A 16,049-nucleotide genomic window follows, 5' to 3' on the forward strand; every position below is an offset into this window, starting at 1 on the left:
GGGCGGGCGTACGAATTCCTCGATTCGAATTCTTGGCATTGGAATTCTTGGCAGTGGACATGTCGAAGATGCGTCGTCTCGGATGGTCGCGGGGCCTCGTCGCCCTGCTCCTCGCCGGCCAACTCGCCGCCTGCGGGTCGACGCCACGGATTTCCTACACCGCCAGCGAGGCGGCCGCCGCCGTGCCGGTGGGGCTGGACCCGACGGTGCGCGCCTACGCGGACGCCTCGGAACAGACCTTCACGGAAATGTCGGCGCGCCCGCAGAACGGCCGGGTGCCGTTCGCCTACCTCGCGCTCTCGGGCGGCGGCGGCGACGGGGCCTACGGCGCCGGCCTCCTCAACGGCTGGACCGAATCCGGCAAGCGACCGGAATTCTCCCTGGTCTCCGGCGTGTCCACGGGCGCGCTCATCGCGCCCTTCGCCTTCGTGGGCCCGGAATACGACGCCTACCTCAAGGACATCTACACCAGCGGCATCGCCTCGACCCTGGTACAGTCGCCGAGCTTCGCCAACGTGCTGTTCGGCTCCGGCCTGTTCGGGGACGGGCGCCTGCGCAACCTCGTGCGGCGCTACGTGACGCCGGACCTGCTGGCGGCGATCGCGGCCCAGCACGCCAAGGGCCGGCGCCTCCTCGTGGTGACGACGAACCTCGACACCCAGCGCGCCGTGATCTGGAACATGGGCGCCATCGCCACCAGCGGCGGACCTGCGGCGATCGATCTGTTCACCGACGTGCTGACGGCCTCGGCCAGCATCCCGGCGGTGTTCCCGCCCCAGCTCATCGATGTGCAGGCCGCGCAGCGCACCTTCCAGGAGATGCATGTCGACGGCTCCGTGGTGACGCCGGTCTTCACGCTCCCGCAATCGTTCCTGCTGCGCGACGGCCGCTTCAAGGCGGGGGCCAAGTCCGACATCTACGTCATCATCAACGGGCGTCTGGAGCCGGAATTCGATCTGGCCCAGAACAACACCCTCTCCATCGTCGAGCGCTCGTTCACCACGGCGAGCCGTGCCCGCAGCCGCGCCACCCTCGCCTCCACCTACGCCTTCACGCGCGCGAACGGCATCGGCTTCAACCTCGCCTATATCGACGAGACCGCGCCCAGCACCTCGAACGCGCGCGGCTTCGACACCGGCTACATGCGCAGCCTCTACGAGGCGGGCTACGCCAGCGGTCGTACCGGTACGTTCTGGCGCAAGAGCGTGCCGGTGGCGCCCCTGGTGAAGGCCTCCGTCACCGTCGCCCAGTAGGGCGCCGGGCGCGGTCGCGTTTGACGAGGGGGCCGGTTGCGTCCCGCCCCCTCGCGCCGGATGGTGCGGTGCAGTAAGGTTCGCGGCGCGTATGGGTCGTTTCGGTGCCCGCGCCTCCGGCGAGCCCTAGTATGATCCAGATCGAAGACCTCACCTTCAGCGCCTGGGGTCGGCGCTTCTTCGACCGCGCCAGCGTGGCCGTGCCGCCGGGCGCCAAGGTCGGGCTGGTCGGCCGCAACGGCGTCGGCAAGTCGACCCTGTTCAAGATCATCCTCGGCGAGCTCCAGCCCGATGGCGGCGCCATCCTGCTGCCCAAGACCGCCCGCGTCGCCTCCGTCGACCAGGAGCACCCGGCGACGCCGGTCAGCCTGATCGACACGATCCTGGCGGCGGACCTGGAGCGCGAGGCCCTGAACGCCGAACTCGAGACCGCCGCGCCCGAGCGCATGGGCGAGATCTACGGCCGCCTCATCGAGATCGACGCCGACCGGGCGCCCGCGCGGGCCGGCGAGATCCTGGCCGGCCTCGGCTTCTCGGTGGAGGACCTGACCCGGCCGATGGCGGAGTTCTCCGGCGGCTGGCGCATGCGGGTGGCGCTCGCCGCCGCTCTCTTCGCCGAACCCGACATGCTGCTCCTCGACGAGCCGACCAACTACCTCGACCTCGAGGGCGCCCTCTGGCTGGAGGCGCGGCTGAAACGCTATCCCCACTCGGCCCTCATCATCAGCCACGACCGTGAATTGCTGAACAATTCGGTCGACGCGATCCTGCACGTGGCCGGGGGCAAGCTCGAACTCTACACGGGCGGCTACGACGATTTCGAGAAGCGCCGGTCCGAGAAGGCCCGCCTGCAAGCCTCGACCAAGCAGAAGCAGGAGGCCGAGCGGGCGCATCTCCAGAGCTTCATCGATCGGTTCAAGGCCAAGGCCTCGAAGGCCGCGCAGGCCCAATCCCGCGTCAAGCGGCTGGCCAAGCTGGAGCCCATCGCCACCACCATCGAGGAGCACGTGGCCCCGTTCCATCTGCCCTCGCCCAAGCGCCCCCTCGCCCCGCCGCTGATGCACCTCACCGACGCCACCATCGGGTACGGCGACGACGCGCCGGTGCTGCGCGACCTCAACCTGACCCTCGACGTCGACGACCGCATCGGGCTCCTCGGCGTCAATGGCGCCGGCAAGTCGACCTTCGCCAAGATGGCGGCGGGCGCGCTCCAGGTGCGGGACGGCCGGATGGTGCGCGAGGGCCGGGTGCAGGTCGGCTGGTTCCACCAGCACCAGATCGAGGCCCTCGACCCGAAGGACACGCCCCTCGCGATCATCCGGCGCGAGCGCCCGGACGACAGCGAATCGGCGCGCCGGGCCAAGCTCGCGAGCTTCGGTCTGGCTTTCGACAAGCAGGAGACGACGGTGGACGCGCTCTCGGGGGGCGAGCGGGCGCGCCTGCTCCTCAACCTCGTGGCGATGCAGGCGCCGCACCTGCTCATCCTCGACGAGCCGACCAACCACCTCGACATCGACAGCCGGCGGGCGCTCCTCGACGCGCTCAACGATTACGGCGGGGCGGTCATCCTCATCACCCACGACCGCTCGCTGATGGAGCTGGTGGCGGATCGCCTGTGGCTGGCGGCTGACAAGACGGTCAAGCCCTTCGCCGGGGACATGGACGACTATGCGAAGTTCGTGCTGGACCGGACCCGCGCCGGCCAGCGCGCTCCCGGACAGGGGCGCGAGAAGAAGGCCAAGCGCCGGGCGGCCTGAGCCGCAGAAATATTCACCGCGTGTCGGGCGGCCTTGCGCCGCCCGACACGGAAAGCCTCACTTGCGCAGGATCTTGGTCACGAGGCGGCCGAGGGGCGTACCGGAATCGTAGTTGCGGTCGTCGCGGACCACGGGACGGTCCTCGTTGCCGAGGAGCTTGGTGACGATGCGTCCGATCAGGCTCATGGGTGGACCCTCTGGTTGTGTGGGGCGCCGGGCGGGCCGGGCTCCCGGCCCGCGAAATGGCGCAGCTTGCCTATCAACCCGCGGGGGGCCGCCCCCGTTCCCTCGCCCGCCCCTGCGTGTGCGGTGCCGTATCGAGGCTGTCATGAACCCGTGATCTAAGCCCGGCTGGTCTTTCGGCAGGACGGGGCTTCGGGATGGACAGCGCGCAGCGGGCAGCGGAGGTCGAAGCGATCCGCCGGGAGGTCGCCGACGACTTCGACGAGGAGCTCGAACTCGAGATGGAGGACGAGCGCCTGGAGCGCCTCGCCGACGAACTCGGGCAGCCCGCCCGTTCGCCGGGGCTCGACCGCAAGGTGTATTTTCGCGAGCTGTTCCGCCTGCAGCACGAATTGGTGCGCCTGCAGGACTGGGTTCAGGCCCACAAGCTGCGCGTGGTGGTGATCTTCGAGGGCCGGGATTCGGCCGGCAAGGGCGGCGTGATCAAGCGCATCACCCAGCGGCTCAACCCGCGCGTCTGCCGCGTGGCCGCGTTGCCCGCGCCGAGCGAGCGCGAGCGCACGCAATGGTACTTCCAGCGCTACGTCACCCACTTGCCGGCCGGCGGCGAGATCGTGCTGTTCGACCGCTCCTGGTACAACCGCGCCGGCGTCGAGCGCGTGATGGGCTTCTGCTCGGCGGACGAGGTCGAGGAGTTCTTCCGCTCCGTGCCCGAGTTCGAGCGCATGCTGACCCGCTCGGGCATCATCGTGCTCAAGTACTGGTTCTCGATCACCGACGAGGAGCAGGAATTCCGCTTCAACATGCGCATCCACGATCCCCTGAAGCAGTGGAAGCTCTCGCCGATGGACGTGCAGTCCCGCCGCCGCTGGGAGGACTACACCAAGGCCAAGGAGGACATGCTGGCGCGCACCCACATCCCGGAGGCGCCCTGGTGGGTGGTCGAGGCCGTGGACAAGAAGCGCGCCCGCCTCAACTGCATCAGCCACCTCCTGGCGCAGATTCCCTACGGCGACGTCGAGCATCCGCCCGTCCACCTGCCGGAGCGCGAGCGCCACGACGACTACACCCGCCACCCGGTGCCGCCCGAGATGTTCGTGCCCTCGGTGTTCTGAAGCGCGGGACGAGCGCCGGCCGCTTGCGCCGGGCGGCCCCGCCGGGCGAGAGGGTGGGGCTTTACCGCGCCGCGCGCCCAGGGATCCGGCATGCCCCATTCCGACGAACTCCTCTTCACGGTGGCGGGCGGCGTCGCCCGCCTCACCCTCAACCGGCCGCAGGCCCGCAACGCGCTCACCTTCGGCATGTACCAGGGGCTGATCGACGCCTGCGCGCGCATCGCGGCGGACGGGAGCGTCAAGGCCGTGATCGTCACGGGGGCGGGCGACAAGGCGTTCGCGGCCGGCACCGACATCGCCCAGTTCCGGAGCTTCGCGACCGCGCAGGACGCGATCGACTACGAGCGCTTCATGGACCGGGTGATGGGGGCCCTGGAGCATCTGTCCGTGCCCACCATCGCGGCGATCGCGGGTGCCTGCACCGGCGGGGGCGCGGCCATCGCGGCGGCCTGCGACCTGCGCGTCGCCACCCGCGACGCCCGCCTCGGCTTTCCCATCGCGCGGACGCTGGGCAACTGCCTGTCGCTCGGCAACCTGCGCCGGCTGTCCGCCCTGATCGGCCCGGCGCGGGTCAAGGACATGATCTTCACCGCCCGCCTCGTCGGGGCCGAGGAGGCGCTGGCCATCGGCCTCGTCGGCGAGGTCGTGGCCGATGCCGAGGCCCTGGCGACCCGCGCCACCGAACTCGCGACCCTGATGGCCGGGCACGCGCCCCTGACGCTCCGGGCCACCAAGGAGGGCCTGCGCCGCCTCCAGGGCGAAGACGCGGGGGGCCAGGACACGGCGGCCCAGGACACGACTCGCCAGGACACGATGGGCCAGGACCGCCCCGGCGACGACCTCATCCGCCTCTGCTACACCAGCGCGGATTTTCGCGAGGGCATGGAGGCGTTCCTGGGGAAGCGCCCGCCGAACTGGACCGGCCGGTAAGGCCCGTGGCCGGGACGTAACGGTCCGGCCCGCCCGCCTGTAGGACCGTGACAAGGTCGGCGCCGGCGTTATCCTTCGCGCCGACGATCGGCCGCGACGGGCCGGACAGGGAGTGAGTCATGCCGAACGGCTACTGGATCGCGCGCATCACCGTGACGGAGCCGGAGGCGTACGGCGCTTACGCGCAGGCCCTCCCGGCGGTGGTCGCGCGCTTCGGCGGACGGTTCCTCGTCGCGGGCGGCCGCCTGGAGGCGGTCGAGGGCGAAGCAAGGCCGCGCAACGTCGTGATCGCCTTCGACGATTACGAAACGGCGCGCGCCTGCTGGCATTCGCCGGCCTATGCCGAGGTGGCGCGCCTGCGCGAGGGTGCGGCGACCGTCGACGTCGTGATCGTCGAGGGCGTCGATCCGTAGGATCGTCCTCCGCATCCGACCCTTTGGAGGCTCTGGGTACGTCCGCTCTCAAGCTGGTGGTGAGGCCACTCCATGTGAGCGGAGAGGAAGCATACAGCCCGCTCCGGAGAAAAAAGCGAATGGCCGGACGCTTGTCTTTGCGTCGAGGCTACATTTCAGAATAAATCCGCAGCGATCTGTAATACACAACAGATCGACCTAAGATTGGATTTCAACATACGGATGCGCCACCCGCATGCATGCGACCATGGATCGCCGCCCCAAAGATCTATTGCCAGTATCGCTGCATTTCTTCCGTTGAAATTCGAGGTGCGCTATCGCCGTCACGCCTTACGGCACGAAGGCTCATACCTTCGGTCAGAGCGAGCCTTCGCGTCCTTGAAATCTCGCACCATACTGCGGGTACCGAAATTACATCGGACCGTCTCCGTGGTGTGCGTCCTGCAAGCGGATCGCGATACTTCCCCCGTCGTCAAAAGAATACGGCCTGGCAGCAACTGCTGATAGCAGCACGTTTGGAGGCGCCTGATCCGCCCGCGCTGCCGTGCCCGTGGAGACGGAGCGTTGATATCTCTGGGTTGCGGATACTGGCTCCTGAGCGGTCACAGTCAGCGGAAAGATTGCCAGTGCGATCCCGATCATTGGAGATTTCATCACAGCCTCCTCTCGTTCGTGAACGAATCCAATATTAGCGCTTTCGATTACTCTCGAAAACACAGAATTTTTGTTCTATTGCGAATATTGAATTACGAATGAAATTTAATGGAATTATCAAATATAAATAGATGCCGATTGCGCATGTTACGCAAAGACTTCGCTCGATCCCTATGAAGTTGTTGGGCGGAAGATCCTCTGTGGGACAAACGAATAGGATCGGCTCCCCACGCTACGGCGACATCCGGCGCGGCATCCGCCCCGAGCAATCGCGGCAAGGCCGAAGAAACACCGGGGGTCGTCGCACTATCGGATGGAGGCACCCGGCGTTCGAAGGGGCCGCATCGGTCGGACGGGCCGCATCGATTCGGCCCCGCCGGGGCCGCAGGTGGAGCGGCGGCGGTGCCGAGGCCCGGCCGGTCCGCCCTTAGTCCAGCCCCGCCACCTTGATCGCGTCCCCCTCCAGGCGGACCTGGGCAGGCAGCCCGCGCTGCACGGGCCCGAGGTCGTCGGCGGTGCGGTAGAGGCCGTCGATGGCGATGAGTTCGGGCTCGAAGCGGCGGCAGGTGATGCGCGCCTCCGGATTGCCGGCCGCCCCCGCGATGGCCCGGCCGCGGAGCGCCCCGTAGACGTGGAGCGAGCCGCCCGCGATCACCTCGGCGCCGGAGGCCACCGAGCCCATCACGGTGATGTCGCCCTCGAGATGCAGGATGGTCTGACCTGACCGCACCGGCGCGTCGACGATCAGGGAGCGGAACGGGGCCGGGGCCGGCGGCACCACCGGCGCGTCCACGGCCGGATCGGGTATCGCGACCTCCTCCACGGGCCTGCCGCCGGCCGGGGGCGGCGGCAGGCCGGCGCCGAGCTGGCCGGGGGCCGCGCCCTCGATGCCCATCACGGCGACGTCGCGGGCGGCCAGATCCGCCACGAGGCCGACGAGCCCGTCCCGGTCGAGGCCGAGCCCGGCCACATCGAGGATCACCGGCCGGCCGACGAAGAAGGCCGGCGAGCGCCGGGCCAGGGCGTCGAGCTCGTCGAGCCAGTCGGCGACGGGCAGCACCGGGGCGAGCACCAGCGCCATGAACGAGCGGCCGCGAAAACGGATCGGGGGACGGGAGGAGCTTGGCGTCACGGTGGGGTGTCTTCGCGGTTCTCGGGCGGCCGGACGGAACGCGGGCGCGTTCGATCACCTTATCCGAACCTGTGCCCCGGGGGACAGACGCAGGTCCGCGATGCGGAAGAAAGTCTCGCGCGCCTTCGCGCGGAGCCGCCCCCCACGCTAAACCGCCGCGGCCTCCGGGTCCGGATGCGCCTGCGCCGCCGCGCGGGCGAGGCGCCGGGCCAGCGCCGCGCGTGGCCGCGCGACCCCGAGGTGACGCGCCATGCGCGCGGGCAGGTCGCCGGGCGCGCCCCCGAGCTGCGCCGCGAGCCCTGCGAGTTCGGCGAGCGGGATGTCGGCCGGATCGCGGGGCTCGCCCGTGGCGGGCCGGAACGGCACCGGGGCCTGCGGATCGACTCCGACCGGCCAGAGCAGTTCGCGCGCATCCTCCCAGGCGCGGGGAACCTCCGCGCCGACGCGGCTCAGGATGCGGGCGCGCAGGCGGGCCGTGGTCCGGTTGATGCCATGGGCCCGCGCCACGCGGGCGACGAGGCGGTCGGCGAACAGCGGCCCCTCCCGAGCAATGACGTGCGCCACGAGGGCATCGAGGACCGCGTCGTAATCCGGCGCGTGGAGGCGGGACGCGTCGAGGGCGAAGCCGGCGGTGTCGGCGGCGACGGAGGAGCTCGGCGGCGCCGCTTCGGGTGGCGGCTCCGGCTCCAGCTCCGGCTTGGCCCGATCGGATTCCAGGTCCGCCCGCAGGCCTGCGTCTAGGCGGTCGAGGGCGCCGTCCGCGTCGATCCACCAGTCGGTGCTCCAGACCCGGTGCAGGCGCCAGCCGAGATCGGTGAGCACTCCGTGGCGCAGGCGGTCGCGATCGCGTGCGGTGGCGGCGCTGTGGTAGCTGGCCCCGTCGCATTCCACCCCCGCGAGGTAGCGGCCGGGGGCGTCCGGATGGACGATGCCGAGGTCGATGCGGAAGGCGGCGACGCCGACCTGCGGCACCACCCGCCAGCCGCGCGCCTCCAGGGCGGCCATCACGCTGGCCTCGAAGGGGGATTCGACGTCGCGTCCGGTCGGCGCGGCGGCCGTCTCCAGGGCGGAGGCGCCGTGGGCGGCAAATTCGAGGAAGTGCTTGAAGTCGCGGATGCCGCGCGCCGCCCCCCGCCCGAGGTCGATCTGCTCCGGCCGCAGGGACGTGAAGACGAGGAGTTCGCGCCGCGCCCGGGTGATCGCCACGTTGAGCCGGCGGTGCCCGCCGCTCCGGTTGAGCGAGCTGACCTGCCCGGTGATCCGCCCGGCGCCGTCCGGCCCCACCGCCACCGAGAACAGGATCGCGTCGCGCTCGTCGCCCTGCACGGTCTCGAGGTTCTTCACGAAGACCGGCTCGGGAGTGAGGCGGGCATCGAAGTGGCGCTCCAGATCCGGATCGGCCCGCCGCTCGGCGTCGAGCAGGTTCTCGATCAGGCGCTGCTGCTCGCCGTTGAAGGTGACGATTCCGAGGGAGCCCGATTCCGCATCCGCCCGCAGGCGCGCCAGCACCTCGGCCACCACCGCCCGCGCCTCGGGGCGGTTCACCCGGGCAGCCCCGCGTTCGTAGAGGCCGTCCGCCACCGGCACGAGGCGGACCGCCCGATCCGAGGTGACCGGGGACGGGAAGGTGATGAGGCCGCCGCGATAATAGTGCCGGTTCGAGAACGCGATCAGGCTCTCGTGCCGGCTGCGGTAGTGCCAGGCGAGGCGGTGCCGCGGCAGGTGGGCGGCCAGGCACTCGTCGAGGATGCTCTCCTGGTCGGGCACGTCGAGGTCGTCCGCGTCGCCCTCGCGCTCGCCGACGCTGGTCGGGGGCAGTTGCTCGGGGTCGCCCACGATCACGGTCCGGCGTCCCCGCGCGATGGCGCCGATGGCGTCCCAGGGCGCGATCTGCGAGGCCTCGTCGAAGATCACGAGGTCGAACGGCGGGGCCTCCGCTGGCCAGTGCTGGGCCACCGAGAGCGGGCTCATCATCACGCAGGGGGTGAGGCGGGTGAGCGCGCCCGGCAGCCGGGCGAAGAGCTGGCGCAGCGCCAGGTGGCGCCCGCGCTTGGCGATCTCGCGGGCGAGGAGGCCCCACTCGGCCTGCTGCCCGAACGCCACGGGGGACGGCACCCCGCCGAGGCGCGCCCGCGCGGCCGCACCCGCCAGGGCGCAGACCCGGGCATCCGCTACCCGGAACGCTTCGATCGCCGCCTCGTGGTCAGGCCCCTGGAAGCCGCGCAGGACGGGGTCGTGCGTGACCACGTGGTCGATCCACCAGCCCGCATAGGCGCGCTCGAAGGCCTCGGGGATCGCATCCGGCCCCAGCGCCCCGGCCTCGACCGCCGCCACGAGGGGGCCGAGCCCGGCCTCCCGCGCGGCCTGCACCGCCCGCTGCCAGCGCAGCCAGACCTGCGCCTTGGGCAGGGCGGAAGCCCAGCGCGCGGCCTCGTTTAGGGTGCCGGCGACCCAGCCGGGACCGGTGGCGAGGGGCCGGTCCGGGTGCGGGCGGGCGGCCAGGCGCCCCAGGGTCTCGATCGCCCGCAGGGCCGGCAGGCGCAGCGGAGACAGGGCGGCGCGGGCCTCGGCGACGGCCACGTCCACCCCTCCCCCGCCGGGGGTCAGCCGGTCGAGGCAGCACCGGCGCAGGGCCTCCACCCCCGCCCCATCCCCGGCGAGCGCTGCAAGCGCCGGGGCCATCCGCACCGCCCAGGCCAGGGGGGCGGCGAAGGCCTCCGCCGGGCCGTCCGGTCGGTTCCAGGGCGGGCCGAACCCGGCGAAGGCCGCCTCCAGGGTCCCGGCCAGGGCCGGGCCGGCGGCGCGCAGGCGCTGGATCTCCAAGAGGGTCGCGAGATCCGGCCCGAGATCCTCCGGCAGGGGCGCCAGGGCGTCCGCTTCCAGCATCCGGCGCAGGCGCCGGAGCCGGGCCCCGCGCACCAGCAGGTTGGCGCCCTGGGCCGCGCGCCAGGCGTCGCGGGTGGCCGAAAGGTCGGTGGCGAACAGGGCCTCGGCGTAGCGCCCGTGCAGGCGCGCGGCGGCCCGCGCCAGGGCGGCCTCGTGCTGCCGGCGCGCCTCCACGGCTTGCCGCAGCGAGCCGGCATCGGCGGCGAGGCAACGCAGGCCGGCGGCCGCCTCCGGGCGGGCGAGACCGCTCGCCAGCGCGAGGAGGGCGCGAGTGCCGGCCCAGGTCTCGCTCGCCCCGGGGAGGCCGAGGGCGCCGCCGAGCCGATCCGCGGCCGCCCCGAAGGCCGGCAACGTGCCAGCGAGGTCCGCCAGCGCCCGCTCCATCTCGGCGCGCCAGAGCGGCGACCAGTCCGCCGGGCCGATCCCGCGCAGGGGATGGCTTGCCGGATCGCCCACCAGGGGCAGAAGGGCGGCGAGCGCCGCCGCGCGGGCGCGAAGCCCTGCCAGGGTCTCGGGGGTGTGCGCGGCGTGATCGGGCCAGGACAGGGCGAGGCGTGGCGCTCCGGCGGCGCGCGCCGCGATGAGGCGGCCGAAGGCGGCCTGCGCGCTGAGGCCGTTGGCGCGGGGGGCGTGCAGGCGCGCGACCACGTCGTTGAGCGCGGCCCGGCGGCGTTCGAGATCGGCCCCGGCCTCGTACCAGGGCACCGTCTCGGGCCCGCGCGCCGCCCAGGCCTCGCGGAGCTGCGCGAGGACATGGGCCTTCTGCGCCCGGGCCGCATGGACCTCCAGGCAGCAGGCCCCGAGCCCGGCCGCGTCGAGGCGCCGGCGCACCACGTCGAGGGCCGCCGCCTTCTGCGAGACGAACAGGACCGTCCGCCCGAGGGCCAGGGCATGCGCGATGATGTTGGCGATGGTCTGGCTCTTGCCGGTGCCGGGCGGGCCGAGCAGGACGAAATCCTTGCCCGCGCCCGCCGCCAGGATCGCGCAGAGCTGCGAGGAATCGGCGGGAAGCGGCGTGAACACGGTCTGCGGCGGATGCGCGGCATCGAGGCGTTCGGGGGCCGGAAAGCCGGTGGTGTCGCCGTAGGCGAGCGTCGGCGTGTCGAGGAGGTGGCGCACCACCGGGTTGCGCTTCAAGAGGTCGGTGCGCTCGGCCAGATCGCGCCACATCAGGACCTTGGTGAAGGCGAAGGTGGAGAGAACGACGTCCGTCTCGACCTCGAACCCCTTGAGGTCGCGCACATGCCCCCGCACGATCCGCCAGAGGCCCGACACGTCGAGGCCGTCCCCGGACGAAGCGGCATCGAGGTCCGGCAGGGTCAGGCCGAAATCCTGGCGCAGCATCTCGATCAGCGTCGGGTTCACCCGCACCTCCGCATCGTGGCGCACCAGCCGGAAACCGGCGCGCACGCTGGCGCGGGTGAGCGCCACCGGCACGAGGAGGAGCGGCGCCCGCACGGGGGCCATCGTCCCGCCCCGCGCCCAGGACAGGAAGCCGACGGCGAGGTGGAGCACGTTGGTGCCCCCCTCCTCCAGCGCCGTCCGCGCGAGGCGGAACAGGTCGGTGAGGCGCGTGTCGAGATCGTCGGCGGATGCGTGTGTGGCGATCTCGCCGGAGCGCGCGGCCTCCCGCCGGAGCGCGTCCCCGGCCTCCGGCCCCTCCTGCCTCAGCACCTCCGGCTTCGGCAGCAGCCGGATCGCCGCGCCCTCGGCCAGCAGCGCCGCCAGGGCGTCCGGGTCCGGAACGCAGAGGCTGAGGCTGGCCTTGCCCGGCCGGAAGTTGAGGAGCTTGTTGCGCAGGGTGAGGTCGAGGAGGCGCAGCTTCCAGGCCTCCAGGCGGTCGCGCGGCCGTGCCTCGGCGGGGCGCGGCGGGATCGCGGGCGGGCGATCCTCCGCGAAGGGGGGAGTCGGCGCACGGGGATACGCGCCGCGCGGCGGCAGCCGGGGTGCCCCGGCGGCCTCCGGGGTCAGCGGCGCCAGGCCGCGAAGGCGAGCGGTGCGCAGATCGAGCGCGAGGTCGAGGGCCGCGCCGGCCTCCACCATCCGCGCGCCGGCCGCCAGGGCCTCCGGGAAGGCGGCGGGACCGGTCGCGATCAGGATCAGTTCGTCGAGGTCGCGGTGCTTGCGCAGGCCCTGCGCATCCACGGTCTCGGCCGGACGCGCATCGACGAGCCGGAGCCCGGCCGCGACCGTGGATGCGCCGAGGACCAGGAGCGGGTCGAGCCCCGCCCGCTCGAAGCAGGCCGCCAGGATCAGGGCCCGGTCGAGGGGGCCGGCCCACCCGTCCCCGAGCACCGCGCCCGGGCTGCGCATCCGCTGGGCAACGGCGACCGAGGCGCTTTCCGCGAGGGCTTGGTCGCGCAGGGCTTGGTCGCGCAGGGCTTGGTCGCGCAGGGCCGCGTGGATGGCCTGGGCCGTCTCCCAGACCCGCGCCCGTCCGTCCGCATAGGTCGCGAGCCGATCGTGCCCGGGCGGAAGGTGATCGGCCGCGCGGGCGAGGAGCGCGTCGATGGCCGGATCGCCGGGGCGCACGAAGGTGGCGAGGGCATCCGGCGCGGTCTCGATGCCCGCCCAGTACGTCGCCGGCAGGAGGTCCAGCGACACCGTCGCGCGCCCGACGGGGCGCCCCTCCACGGTGGCCACCAGGGTCAGCACGCAGGCCGTCACCGCCTGCAGGGAGTCGAGGGCGGCCTCCTCCAGGGTCATAGCCGGCGGCGCGCAGGCCCGCGACGCGCCGGCCTCCAAGCCCGGAATCCGCAAGGGCTCGGCCCGCAGGAGCGGCGGCTCTGCCGTCAGGGCGAGCACCAGCGCGGGCAGGTCCGCGCCGGCCTCGCAGGTCAGGGTGAGCGAGCGGATCGGCGCGAGACCCGCGCGGAGCTGCGGGATTCCGATCCGCGCCAGGGCGTCGCAGGCGATGCGGCACGCCGCGTCCGGCGCCATCGCCATCCCGGCTTGAAGCGCCTCAGCCGTCTCGCCCATCCTGCCGGTTCCTCGAGGGTCTCCCCGGTACTAGCCGCGACCCAGGAGCGACAGCAAGACGCAACTGCACGCACAGGTTTCGGATCTAGCGACTTGGACATGCGGCGCCGAGCCGGGTTCGGCGCGGCCGGCGACGGGATCGCAACCGTCGCCTTGGAATCATTCCACAACATAGCGTTTGCGGCCCCAAGACCGGGCTCGCTATAGCGAGGTCGTTCATCGTCCGGCGCGATGGTGTTCGGGCCGTTATGCTACGGTTTCCGGAGATCTGTCCGGGTCGATCCCGTCCCTGTTGCTGCCGGTCCGGCCATGCCTGGATCCTCGCCGCCCGCATCGGAGGTGCTGCCCGTGACGAACCAGAGCCCCCTCGACCGGGAGCGCTTCAGGCGCGGCTGGCGCTACCGCGCGGCGGTGGCCGGCCGGGTGCTGCTGGCGGGCTTCGGGGGCTACGCGGTGGCCGCGCTCGCCACCGCCTTCCTGTCCCTGACTCTGCCGATGGTCCGCTCGGAGGCCGTCGCGACCGCGACCCTCCTCAGCTTCGCGATCCTGGCCGGTGCCGTGATCTGGGTCTTCGCCGCGCGCACCCTGGCCCGGGCCACCCTGGGTCTGGTCCTGCCGGCGGTACTGCTCGGCCTCGGCGTCTGGGCCGCGATGACCCTCGCGCCGATGGGGCCGCCGGCATGAGGCAGGCTTTCCGCCAATCCATGGGCTGGCTGCACACCTGGTCGGGGCTCGTGGCCGGCTGGGTGATGTTCGCGGTCTTCGTCACCGGCACCGCCACCTATTACCGCACGGACATCTCGCTCTGGATGCGGCCGGAACTGCGCGCCGGCCCGAGCGAACCCGCACCGGCCGCCGAGCGTGGGCTCGCCTACCTCAGGACCCATGCCCCCAAGGCGATGGCCTGGTACGTCTCGCTGCCGCAGCCGGACCGGCCGTTGCTCGGGGTCTACTGGATGGACAGCCTGGAAGCGCCGCTGGGCCAGGCCATGCTGGATGCCGGGACGGGGGAACCGACCCGGGCGCGGGAGACCCAGGGCGGCGATTTCCTCTACCGCTTCCACTACGAGCTCCAGATGATGCCGGCGCTCGGCCGCTGGATCGTCGGCCTCGCGGCGATGATCCTCCTCGTCGCCCTGATCTCCGGCATCGTCACGCACCGGCGCATCATCGCGGACTTCTTCACCTTCCGGCGGGACAGGTCGACCCAGCGCGGCTGGCTCGACGCCCACAACGTCACCGGCGTGCTGGCCCTGCCCTTCCACCTCATGATCACCTACACGGGCATCGTCACCCTGGGCGTCATGTACATGCCCTGGGGCATCACGGCAGCCTACAAGGGCGACGAGATGCGCTTCTACGTCGAGTCCGCCCAGAGCACGACCTGGCGCCCCGCCGCCGGGCGGCCCGGCGAGACCGTGCCGCTGGCGCCCCTCCTCGCGCGGGCGCAGGCGGAGGTTTCCGAGCCCCTCGAGATGGTGATCGTCAACAATCCGGGCGACGCCAACGCGACCGTGGTCGCGGTGTTCGAGGAGCCGCACGGCCTTGCTCACCAGCACCCGCAGATCGCTTATCACGCGGCCTCGGGCGCCGTCGTCGAGCGCGTCGGCGGCATGCAGCCGGCCGCGCACGCCTTCACCAGCTTCATGGGCCTGCACGAGGCGCACTTCGCCACCGGGGCCCTGCGGCTGCTGTTCTTCCTGTGCGGCGTGCTGGGCTCGGCCACCATCGCCACGGGCCTCGTCCTCTGGACCGTCGCCCGGACGCCGAAGGCCGGCGAGGTCCCGGGCTTCGGCCTGCGCCTCGTGCGCGGCCTGAACATCGGCACGATCCTCGGCCTGCCCATCGGCATCGCGGCGCTCTTCCTGGCCAACCGGCTGCTGCCGGTGGAGCTGGCGCACCGGGCCACCTGGGAGGCGGCGGCCTTCTTCGGCGCCTGGGGGCTCGCCGCCCTGGTGCCCCTGGGCCGACCGCATCGCCGGGCCTGGGCCGAGATGGGGCTGGCGGCGGCCGCGCTGTTCGGCGCGGTGCCGGTGGTCGGCTGGCTGACCACGGATCGCGGCCTCGATTTCCTGTGGTTCGACGCCGCCATGCTGGTCCTCGGCCTCGTCCTGGCCCTCGGGGGCCGCAAGGTCGGGCGCTACGAGGCGCGGCGCCGGGCCGCGCGCCCGGCCGGACGCGACGCGGGCCTGGCACAGAAGGGGTTCGCCCAAGCATGACGCCGCTCTCCGTCGCCCTCAACCTGACCTTGAGCTTCGCCGGGCTCGCCGCGCTCTGCCTCTCGATGGACCGTCACCACCGGGCCATCGCGGGCCTGCCGCAGAGCCGCGCGCGGGCGAGAGCCCTGCGCCTCAGCGGCTGGGCCGTCATCGCGGTCTCGTTCGCCGCCGCGATCCTGACCTCGGACTGGAACTTCGGACCCGTGCAGTGGATCGGCTCGCTCACCGGGGCGGCGCTCCTCGTGGTCGGGCTGGTCTCGTATCGCCCGCGCTGGGTCCGGCCCGCCGCGATCCTCGCCCTGCCGCTTGCCCTGGCCGCCGCCCTCCTCGCCTAACCGGACCGGCGCCGCTACCCTGGCCCGGCTCCAGCCAGGATACGCCGATGCCCCTCGATCCCGCCCTCGCCGCCCGCATCACCGAGGCCGTCGCTGCGGGATTTCCCGAGCAGGTCGCCCACACCCAGGCCCTGGTGCGGTTCGGCTCCACGCGGGGCGCCGAGCACGCGATCCAGGACTTCGTGTTCCGCGC

11 protein-coding genes and 1 pseudogene are annotated in these 16,049 nt (G+C 72.3%); 9 read left to right on the top strand and 3 right to left on the bottom strand.

Features of this window, described 5'->3' with window-relative positions; genetic code table 11:
- Positions 1 to 59 precede the first annotated feature (59 nt).
- Positions 60 to 1,253 (top strand): patatin-like phospholipase family protein, encoded by a 1,194-nt coding sequence (locus tag K2X24_RS09855; RefSeq protein ID WP_292497289.1) that lies wholly within the window; start codon positions 60 to 62, stop codon positions 1,251 to 1,253.
- A gap of 131 nt (positions 1,254 to 1,384) precedes the next feature.
- Positions 1,385 to 3,010 (top strand): ABC-F family ATP-binding cassette domain-containing protein, encoded by a 1,626-nt coding sequence (locus K2X24_RS09860; RefSeq protein ID WP_292497290.1) that lies wholly within the window; start codon positions 1,385 to 1,387, stop codon positions 3,008 to 3,010.
- 57 nt (positions 3,011 to 3,067) lie between these two features.
- Here K2X24_RS09860 and K2X24_RS09865 read toward each other — a convergent pair whose 3' ends face one another.
- Positions 3,068 to 3,196 (bottom strand): hypothetical protein, encoded by a 129-nt coding sequence (locus tag K2X24_RS09865; protein ID WP_055945825.1) that lies wholly within the window; start codon positions 3,194 to 3,196, stop codon positions 3,068 to 3,070.
- 194 nt (positions 3,197 to 3,390) lie between these two features.
- Between K2X24_RS09865 and ppk2 the strand changes: the two genes are divergently transcribed.
- The 3 genes from ppk2 to K2X24_RS09880 all read left to right on the top strand — a co-directional run bounded on the left by ppk2 (position 3,391) and on the right by K2X24_RS09880 (position 5,651).
- Positions 3,391 to 4,308: a polyphosphate kinase 2 gene (gene ppk2, locus K2X24_RS09870; protein ID WP_292497301.1), complete on the top strand. Its 918-nt coding sequence runs from the start codon at positions 3,391 to 3,393 to the stop codon at positions 4,306 to 4,308.
- Between the two features lie 90 nt (positions 4,309 to 4,398).
- Positions 4,399 to 5,238 (top strand): enoyl-CoA hydratase/isomerase family protein, encoded by an 840-nt coding sequence (locus K2X24_RS09875; protein WP_292497304.1) that lies wholly within the window; start codon positions 4,399 to 4,401, stop codon positions 5,236 to 5,238.
- Between the two features lie 119 nt (positions 5,239 to 5,357).
- Complete coding sequence (locus K2X24_RS09880; RefSeq protein WP_292497306.1) at positions 5,358 to 5,651, top strand: DUF1330 domain-containing protein; 294 nt, start codon at positions 5,358 to 5,360, stop codon at positions 5,649 to 5,651.
- A 1,081-nt stretch (positions 5,652 to 6,732) separates the two neighbouring features.
- Here K2X24_RS09880 and minC read toward each other — a convergent pair.
- Positions 6,733 to 7,386: a septum site-determining protein MinC gene (gene minC / locus K2X24_RS09885; RefSeq protein ID WP_238276754.1), complete on the bottom strand. Its 654-nt coding sequence runs from the start codon at positions 7,384 to 7,386 to the stop codon at positions 6,733 to 6,735.
- A gap of 198 nt (positions 7,387 to 7,584) precedes the next feature.
- On the bottom strand, positions 7,585 to 13,302 hold the full coding sequence (locus K2X24_RS09890; protein WP_292497308.1) for a DUF3320 domain-containing protein: 5,718 nt from the start codon (positions 13,300 to 13,302) through the stop codon (positions 7,585 to 7,587).
- Between the two features lie 348 nt (positions 13,303 to 13,650).
- Here K2X24_RS09890 and K2X24_RS09895 point away from each other — a divergent pair, with 348 nt between their 5' ends.
- The 4 genes and pseudogenes from K2X24_RS09895 to K2X24_RS09910 all read left to right on the top strand — a co-directional run.
- On the top strand, positions 13,651 to 13,986 hold the full coding sequence (locus K2X24_RS09895) for an iron transporter (RefSeq protein ID WP_292497310.1): 336 nt from the start codon (positions 13,651 to 13,653) through the stop codon (positions 13,984 to 13,986).
- The gene (locus K2X24_RS09900; protein ID WP_292497313.1) at positions 13,983 to 15,521 is read left to right on the top strand and encodes a PepSY domain-containing protein; all 1,539 of its coding nucleotides are present in this window, start codon (positions 13,983 to 13,985) and stop codon (positions 15,519 to 15,521) included. Before K2X24_RS09895 ends, K2X24_RS09900 begins: the two co-directional genes overlap by 4 nt.
- Positions 15,518 to 15,856 carry a DUF3325 domain-containing protein gene (locus K2X24_RS09905; protein WP_243915584.1) on the top strand — a complete coding sequence of 113 codons (339 nt, stop codon included), beginning with the start codon at positions 15,518 to 15,520 and terminating at the stop codon, positions 15,854 to 15,856. The genes K2X24_RS09900 and K2X24_RS09905 overlap by 4 nt, the downstream gene beginning before the upstream one ends.
- Before the next feature lie 47 nt (positions 15,857 to 15,903).
- Positions 15,904 to 16,049: pseudogene (locus K2X24_RS09910) on the top strand (ArgE/DapE family deacylase); the annotation flags it as partial.

The sequence above is a fragment of the Methylobacterium sp. genome (assembly GCF_019750675.1).
Taxonomy (GTDB): domain Bacteria; phylum Pseudomonadota; class Alphaproteobacteria; order Rhizobiales; family Beijerinckiaceae; genus Methylobacterium.